At 61.3% G+C, this 6,976-nt stretch carries 7 protein-coding genes; 4 read left to right on the top strand and 3 right to left on the bottom strand.

Translation table 11 applies throughout. The features are described from left to right. Window positions 1-156 precede the first annotated feature (156 nt). Complete coding sequence (locus PMI25_RS12680; RefSeq protein ID WP_007961926.1) at window positions 157-1,125, bottom strand: LysR substrate-binding domain-containing protein; 969 nt, start codon at window positions 1,123-1,125, stop codon at window positions 157-159. Between the two features lie 112 nt (window positions 1,126-1,237). Here PMI25_RS12680 and PMI25_RS12675 point away from each other — a divergent pair, with 112 nt between their 5' ends. Genes PMI25_RS12675 through PMI25_RS12665 form a run of 3 tightly spaced genes read left to right on the top strand, consistent with a single transcriptional unit; the run spans window position 1,238 to window position 3,495 of the window. Continuing rightward, window positions 1,238-2,260, top strand: coding sequence for an aldo/keto reductase (locus PMI25_RS12675; RefSeq protein WP_007961928.1), 1,023 nt, complete (start codon window positions 1,238-1,240; stop codon window positions 2,258-2,260). Further along, on the top strand, window positions 2,257-3,054 hold the full coding sequence (locus PMI25_RS12670) for an SDR family NAD(P)-dependent oxidoreductase (RefSeq protein WP_007961929.1): 798 nt from the start codon (window positions 2,257-2,259) through the stop codon (window positions 3,052-3,054). The genes PMI25_RS12675 and PMI25_RS12670 overlap by 4 nt, the downstream gene beginning before the upstream one ends. Window positions 3,055-3,084: 30 nt before the next feature. Further along, a complete protein-coding gene (locus PMI25_RS12665; RefSeq protein WP_007961931.1) occupies window positions 3,085-3,495 on the top strand; it encodes an SRPBCC family protein in 411 nt (136 codons plus the stop codon). 124 nt (window positions 3,496-3,619) lie between these two features. Here the strand turns inward: PMI25_RS12665 and PMI25_RS12660 are convergent, their stop codons facing one another. After that, window positions 3,620-5,014, bottom strand: a complete 1,395-nt coding sequence (locus tag PMI25_RS12660) for a sensor histidine kinase (RefSeq protein WP_045122047.1) — start codon at window positions 5,012-5,014, stop codon at window positions 3,620-3,622. Beyond that, the gene (locus tag PMI25_RS12655) at window positions 4,992-5,675 is read right to left on the bottom strand and encodes a response regulator transcription factor (RefSeq protein ID WP_007961935.1); all 684 of its coding nucleotides are present in this window, start codon (window positions 5,673-5,675) and stop codon (window positions 4,992-4,994) included. Before PMI25_RS12655 ends, PMI25_RS12660 begins: the two co-directional genes overlap by 23 nt. A 307-nt stretch (window positions 5,676-5,982) precedes the next feature. Here PMI25_RS12655 and PMI25_RS12650 point away from each other — a divergent pair, with 307 nt between their 5' ends. After that, the gene (locus PMI25_RS12650; protein ID WP_024164453.1) at window positions 5,983-6,921 is read left to right on the top strand and encodes a hypothetical protein; all 939 of its coding nucleotides are present in this window, start codon (window positions 5,983-5,985) and stop codon (window positions 6,919-6,921) included. Window positions 6,922-6,976 lie beyond the last annotated feature (55 nt).

Here is a 6,976-nt window from a genome sequence, read left to right as displayed (position 1 = left end):
GAGCCTGCTCGCGAAAGCGGACTGTCAGCCGACAGTGATGCCGGACATGCCAACGCCATCGCTGGCAACCCAGCTCCCACAGGAATTAGCGCCAGGCACAAATTCCGCCGTCACCGCTGTACCTGTGGGAGCGAGCTTGCTCGCGAAAGCGGATTGTCAGTCCACAGTGATGCCGACTCTGCCACCGCCATCGCCATCGCCAGCAGGCTGCCCCCCAGTGGCGCGAGTGGATTGGTCAGAAGGGGTTGTGTTCGTCAGGACTTTTCGAAACGTCTCCACCAATGTCCGCAAATTGATCCGGTGCCACGCCGCCCACAGCGGTGTGGTGAACGCCAGCCACGGCACTTCGCGCAGCACCACCCCGGGCGGGGCGTTGTGGCTCAGGCCTTTCTGGATCATCGCGATCCCCAGCCCCGATGCCACCAGCCCCAGCGCGGTGAACGGCTCGGTGGCCTGCATGCGCACATCGGGAGTGAATCCCGCGCGAATGCAGGCACTGACGAACTCATCGCCCGCGCCCTGACGCGCTTGCACGCCGATCCATTCCTGCCCAGCCAGATCCGCCGGGTGCAGCGCGTCCTGACGGGCCAGCGGATGCTGTTCCGGCAGCGCCAGCAACATCGGATCGTCGAGCACCTGAAACCCCAGCAGGTCTGGATCGTCATCGGTCGGCGGCTCACTCACCAAAGCGATATCGAGACTACGCTGACGCAGGCCTTCGAGTTGTTCAGCAGAGCTCAGGTTGTACAACGCGACGTGCACATTCGGCCGATCCACCCGCAACACCCGCAGGGCATTGGGCAGCACCCCGGCGTGCATGGCGTTCTCGCTGTAACCGATGCACAAACCGCCTTCTTCACCACGGCCCAGGCGTTTGCCGAGGGATTCCAGGCGACTGGCGTGGGTCAGCAGGGCGCGGGTTTCGGCAAGAAAGGTCTGGCCGTCGCGGGTCAGGCGGATGCGTTGCTGACTGCGCTCGAACAGGGTCAGGCCCAGGCGCTCTTCAAGCTGGGCGATCTGCCGGCTCAGCGGCGACTGGGAAATATGCAGTCGTTCGGCCGCGCGGCCGACGTGTTCTTCTTCGGCGACAGCAACGAAGTAGCGCAATTGGCGGATGTCGATCATGTCAGACCTATAGGGACTCAAGTGCTGCACATTATGTCTTGGACGGTCTAAGTCCGGCAATCTAGGATCTGCTCAACGGTCACACAGGCCAAACACCTATGAGGACAACGCAATGAGCTTGAAAGACAAATTGCCCGGCCAGCTGGGCTTCGGCACCGCGCCACTGGGCAACATGTTCCGCGCCATCCCCGAAGACGAAGCGCAAGCCACCGTGCATGCCGCGTGGGATGCCGGTGTGCGCTACTTCGACACCGCACCGTTTTATGGCTCGGGGCTTTCGGAAATCCGCCTCGGCGAGGCGCTCAAGCAGTACCAGCGCGATGACTACGTGCTCAGCAGCAAAGTCGGCCGGGTGATTCTCGATGAAGTCGAAGACGCCGCCGCCCGCGATCTGGGCGAAAAAAGCGGGGTGTTCGAACACGGTCGGCCGAACAAAATCGTCAATGATTACAGCGCCGACGCCACGCTGCGCTCGATCGAAGACAGTCTCAAACGCCTGCAGACCGATCGCCTGGACATCGTCTGGGTCCACGACATCGCTCAGGATTTCTACGGGGATCAATGGCTGGAGTACTTCAATCAGGCCCGCACCGGCGCTTTCAAAGTGCTGACCCGGCTGCGCGAAGAAGGCGTGATCAAGGGTTGGGGTCTGGGTGTGAACAAGGTCGAGCCGTGCGAACTGACCCTCGATCTGACGGAAGCGCAACCGGATGGTTTCCTGCTCGCCGGGCGTTACACCTTGCTCGATCACAACCGTGCGCTACAACGTCTGATGGACGCGGCGCTGGCGCAGAACGTCGAGATCGTGGTCGGCGGCCCGTACAGTTCCGGGATTCTGGCCGGCGGCGCGCACTTCGAATACCAGAAGGCCAGCCCGCAGATCATCGCCAGGGTCGAGCAGATCAAACGCATTGCCGCTACTTTTAACGTCGATGTAAAAGCGGCAGCCCTGCAATTCTCGCTGGCCAATCCCGCCGTTGCTGCGGTGATTCCGGGTGCGAGCAAACCGGGGCGCATTGCTGAAGATGTCGCGGCATTGTCGGCGCTGATTCCCGCCGGTTTCTGGCAGGCCATGCGTGACGCAAAACTGGTGTCCGAACGTGCACCGTTGCCAATCGATGAGGTGAAAGCATGAAAATAGATCTGAGTGGAAAACTTGCGATCGTCAGCGGCAGCACCGCGGGCATTGGTCTGGGGATCAGCCAGTCGCTGGCCGAAGCCGGCGCCACGGTCGTGGTGATCGGTCGGGACACGGCCAAGGTCGAACAGGCGCTGGCGAGCATCCGGCAGAAGGTGCCGGCTGCACAATTGCGCGGTCTGACCGCGGATCTGGGCACCACCGAAGGCGCGGAAAAACTGTTCGCCGCCGAGCCGCGCGCCGACATTCTGGTGAACAATCTCGGCATTTTCGATGCGGTGGATTTTTTCGACACCCCGGACAGCGAGTGGACGCGTTTCTACGAGGTCAACGTGATTTCCGGCGTGCGCCTGTCGCGGCATTACGCGCCGGCGATGGTCGAGCAGGGTTGGGGGCGGATCATTTTCCTGTCTTCGGAATCCGGCGTGGCGACGCCGGCCGACATGCTCAACTATGGCGTGACCAAAAGCGCCAATCTGGCGGTGTCCCATGGTCTGGCCAAGCGTCTGGCTGGCACTGGCGTCACGGTCAATGCGATCCTGCCGGGGCCGACCTTCACCGATGGCCTGGAACAGATGCTCAAGGACGCCGCTGCCGAATCCGGCCGCAGCCTGCGCGATGAAGCCGATGCCTTTGTGCAGAAGGCTCGCCCGACCTCGATCATCCAGCGTGTGGCCGATGTCGAAGAAGTCGCGCATCTGGTGACTTACATCGCTTCGCCGCTGTCTTCGGCCACCACCGGCGCGGCCCTGCGGGTCGATGGCGGCGTTGTCGACAGCATGGCGATCTGAACCCGAATCTTTCTGGAGCAGCTTTTATTTATGGCAACTGCATCTGCAACCATCGACATTCCGGCCTCGGCCGATCAGGTCTGGCAATTGATCGGCGGCTTCAACACGCTGCCGGACTGGCTGCCGTTCATTCCCAACAGTGAGCTGAGCGAGGGCGGGCGCGTGCGCACCCTGCAAACCGCCGATGGCGGTGTGGTGATCGAGCGTCTGCAAGCGTTCGACAACACCGCGAAGACCTACAGCTACTCGATCGAACAGGCGCCGTTCCCGGCCACCGATTACCTGGCGACGATCAAGGTCGAAGCCCAGGAGCAGGGCGCCCGGGTGACATGGTCGGGCCGCTTCAACGCCAAGGGTGTGAGCGATGAGGAAGTGGTGGCGCTGTTCAGCGGCATCTATCAGGGTGGCCTTGAAGCACTGCGGGCCAACTACCCGGCCTGACAGGCAAAACGCAAAAACCGTGGGAGCGAGCTTGCTCGCGAAGGCGTCGAATCATTCAACATCTGCATTGAATGTCACACCACATTCGCGAGCAAGCTCGCTCCCACAGGGGATCCATGTGACATCAGGAGTTGGCGATCAGACTCTGCCGACAATCGAGCACCAGTTTCGCCCCGCCCAGCTCACTGCTGCCCACTTCAAGATTGAAGCCATGCAGGCTGACAATCGCCGCCACAATCGACAGGCCCAGACCAAAGCCGCTTTGCGGTTGCCCGCCCTCGGCGCGATAGAAGCGCTGGAACACCGCCTCACGCTCGGCCTCGGGAATCCCCGGCCCGGAATCGTGAACCTCGATGCACGTATGCCCGCCGTCATTCACGCCACGCAGAATCACCGTGCCGCCCGCCGGGGTGAACTTGATCGAGTTGCTCAGCAGGTTTGCCAGGGCCTCGAACAGCAATGCCCGGTCGCCATTGAGCGGCGGCAGGGTTTCCGGCATGTTCAGCACGAACAGCAGTTCACCTTCCTCGGCCAGGGGCAGATAGAACTCATGCAATTCTTCCAGCAACTGCACCGGGTCCAGCTCGACGAAACCTGAGCGACGCTGGCGATCTTCCAGTTCGGAAATCCGCAGCAACCCACGAAATCGCGCCATCAGCGTGTCCGCCTCGGCCAGCACCAGATCCAGTTGCGCCGCTTCCTGTGAGCCTTCGCCGGCCTGCTGCTGCATGCGATACAACTGCGCGCGCAAACGCGTCAGCGGTGTGCGCAGGTCATGGGCGATGTTGTCGCACACGCCTTTGACTTCATGCATCAGCCGTTCGATGCGATCGAGCATGGCGTTGACGATGGCGGCGAGCATGTCCAGTTCATCGCGGCGATTGGACAGCGGCAAACGGTGAGTCAGGTCGCCGGCGACAATCGCCTGGGCGCTGTCCTGAATTGCCCGGATACGGCGCATCGGCCGGCGGCGCAGCAGATGCCAACCGGCAATCCCCGGCAGGATCGTCAGCGACACCCCCCAGAACAACGCATGCAGAATGATCCGCGTCACCGCGAACAACGATCCGTTATCGCGCAACAACACCAGCCAGCGACCGTCGCGGGTCTGGGTCGCCACCGCGTCGCAACTGTCGGCGGGCAGGGTCGGGTCGTCGGAGTCGGCGCAGTCGTCGAGTGTGTGGATCTTGCCATCCAGCGGCAGACCTTCGGGCAACTGCTGCAGGGCACCGCCGAGGTACACGCCCTGGGCATCGAACAGGCCATAGGCGTCGATGCCGCGGATATCGAAGGTCATGCTGGCGGCGAGGGCTTCTTCCAGTTGCTCACCGCGAAAGTGCGAAAACAGATGCTGACGTTGCATCAGCGAATGCTTGGCGAGGTTGTCGAGGTAACCGGAGACCTCGAAATACATGACCCCCATGAGGATCGCGCTCCACGCCACGAACAGCGAACTGTACAGCGCCAGCAGTCGACTGCTGGAGGAACGCCAGCCGTCAGACGGGTTCGGCAATGACATAACCCGAGCCCCGTACCGTGCGAATCAGCGGAACATTGCCCGCCGCGTCGATCTTCTTGCGCAGACGACCGATGTGTACGTCGATCAGGTTGGTGCCAGGGTCGAAGTGATAGCCCCAGACTTCTTCGAAAATCATCATTCGCGACAGGATCTGGCCACTGTTGCGCATGAGGAATTCCAGCAGCTTGTATTCGGTCGGCAGCAGCGTCAGCACTTGCTCGGCACGGCGCGCTTCGTGGCTGATCAGGTCCAGTTCAAGGTCCGCGACCTGCAGCGTGGTGGCCTGGGTGGCGACGCTGTTCTGGCGGCGCAACAGCACTTCCACACGTGCGGCCATCTCGTCGGTGGCGAACGGTTTGGTCAGGTAATCATCGCCGCCAGCGCGCAGGCCGCGTACACGCTCATCGACATCGGAGAGGGCGCTGATCATCAGAATCGGCGTGGCCACGCCCATGGTGCGCAGGGTGGTCACGATGGCCAGGCCATCGAGTTCCGGCAGCATGCGGTCGAGGGTGATCAGGTCGTAGTTGCCGCTGACGGCGCGGTCGAGGCCTTCGCGGCCATTGTCGACCCAATCCACTTGCAGGCCGTGGCTGCTGAGTTCGGCGACGATTTCACGGGCAGTCACGGCGTCGTCTTCGATGGTCAAAATACGAGTCATAGAGCAAGCCTTGATCGGTTCAAACGGAATGGCAGCATTTTGCCAAGTATTTTCCGGCGCGCTTTAAATTAACTTTCATGTATAGCCTGTCACTCCTGCAAATTCCGACAGCGTTGCGGATTTGGCTTCAATGCATAAAACCCGCTGCTTTCGGCCGATTGTTGCAAATTGCATGGTCCTAAGAAGTTCAGTCTTTTTAACCTGTTGAAAAATAACGATTTATTTAAAGTTGGCGAATGGCACGGTCGCTGCAATTCATCTGATGACGAGTTGTAACACCATTTTTCATGCCTGGAGCACTACAACAATGAATAGATCCCCTGATGGGTTTTATCCTGCCTTCGAAGGAGAGTCGAGCAACGTGTCAGGCGTGTCCTGGGGCGCGATTTTCGCGGGCGCAGCGGCGGCCGCAGCACTGTCGATGATTTTGGTGCTGCTTGGCTTCGGTTTGGGATTCTCTGCCGTTTCACCATGGGCCGGAGAGGGCGTGAGCGCCAAGAGCCTGGGGATTTCGACAATTGTCTGGCTCGCGGCGACGCAAATCATCGCTTCGGGCCTCGGTGGTTACATCGCCGGCCGCCTGCGCGTTAAGTGGGCCAACATGCACGGGGATGAAGTGTATTTCCGTGATACCGCCCATGGTTTCCTTGCCTGGTGTGTCGCCACGCTGGTAACTGCAGTTCTGGTGGTCGGTTCGGTCAGCAGCGTGATCAGTGGTGGTGTGCAGGCCGGTGCCAGTGTCGCCGGTGGCGCAGCGGCTGCCGCGACTCAAGCTGCCGGTACCGCCGCAGCCAACACCAACAGCGACCAGTACGGTTACTTCGTCGACAGCCTGTTCCGTGATGACCGCCCAGCGTCCGTCAGCGATGACGCCGCCCACGGTGCGGTGACCCGGATCTTCGCTCAGAGCCTGGCCAACGGCCAACTCAGCCCTGAAGACCGTACCTACCTCGCACAACTGGTCGCGCAACGGACCAACCTGAGTCAGGCCGACGCCGAGAAACGTGTCGACGACGTCTATGCCCGCACTCAGAAAGCCATCGCTGACGCCAAAGTCAAAGCCCAACAGGCTGCCGACACCGCTGCCAAAGTCGCTGCCTGGACTTCGCTGTGGATGTTCATTGCACTGTTGGCCGGTGCGTTCTTCGCCAGCCTCGCAGCCACCTTCGGCGGTCGTCGCCGGGATGCTGTCGAGTACGTCGAAGTCGAAACCTACGCCACCACCACACTGCCTCCAGTTCGTTAACAAGGAGAATCACCATGCGCTCTCTACTTCTGTTCTTCCTCGGTGTGCCGATCCC

Source organism: Pseudomonas sp. GM30 (assembly GCF_000282275.2).
Classification (GTDB): Bacteria; Pseudomonadota; Gammaproteobacteria; order Pseudomonadales; family Pseudomonadaceae; genus Aquipseudomonas.
This window is presented reverse-complemented; position numbering and strand designations above follow the sequence as displayed.

Excerpts from the sequence above, each read along its gene's own strand:
- PMI25_RS12660 (WP_045122047.1), bottom strand. The coding sequence starts at position 5,014 with ATGTCATTGCCGAACCCGTCTGACGGCTGGCGTTCCTCCAGCAGTCGA.
- PMI25_RS12680 (WP_007961926.1), bottom strand. The coding sequence starts at position 1,125 with ATGATCGACATCCGCCAATTGCGCTACTTCGTTGCTGTCGCCGAAGAA.
- PMI25_RS12655 (WP_007961935.1), bottom strand. The coding sequence starts at position 5,675 with ATGACTCGTATTTTGACCATCGAAGACGACGCCGTGACTGCCCGTGAA.
- PMI25_RS12675 (WP_007961928.1), top strand. The coding sequence starts at position 1,238 with ATGAGCTTGAAAGACAAATTGCCCGGCCAGCTGGGCTTCGGCACCGCG.
- PMI25_RS12670 (WP_007961929.1), top strand. The coding sequence starts at position 2,257 with ATGAAAATAGATCTGAGTGGAAAACTTGCGATCGTCAGCGGCAGCACC.
- PMI25_RS12665 (WP_007961931.1), top strand. The coding sequence starts at position 3,085 with ATGGCAACTGCATCTGCAACCATCGACATTCCGGCCTCGGCCGATCAG.
- PMI25_RS12650 (WP_024164453.1), top strand. The coding sequence starts at position 5,983 with ATGAATAGATCCCCTGATGGGTTTTATCCTGCCTTCGAAGGAGAGTCG.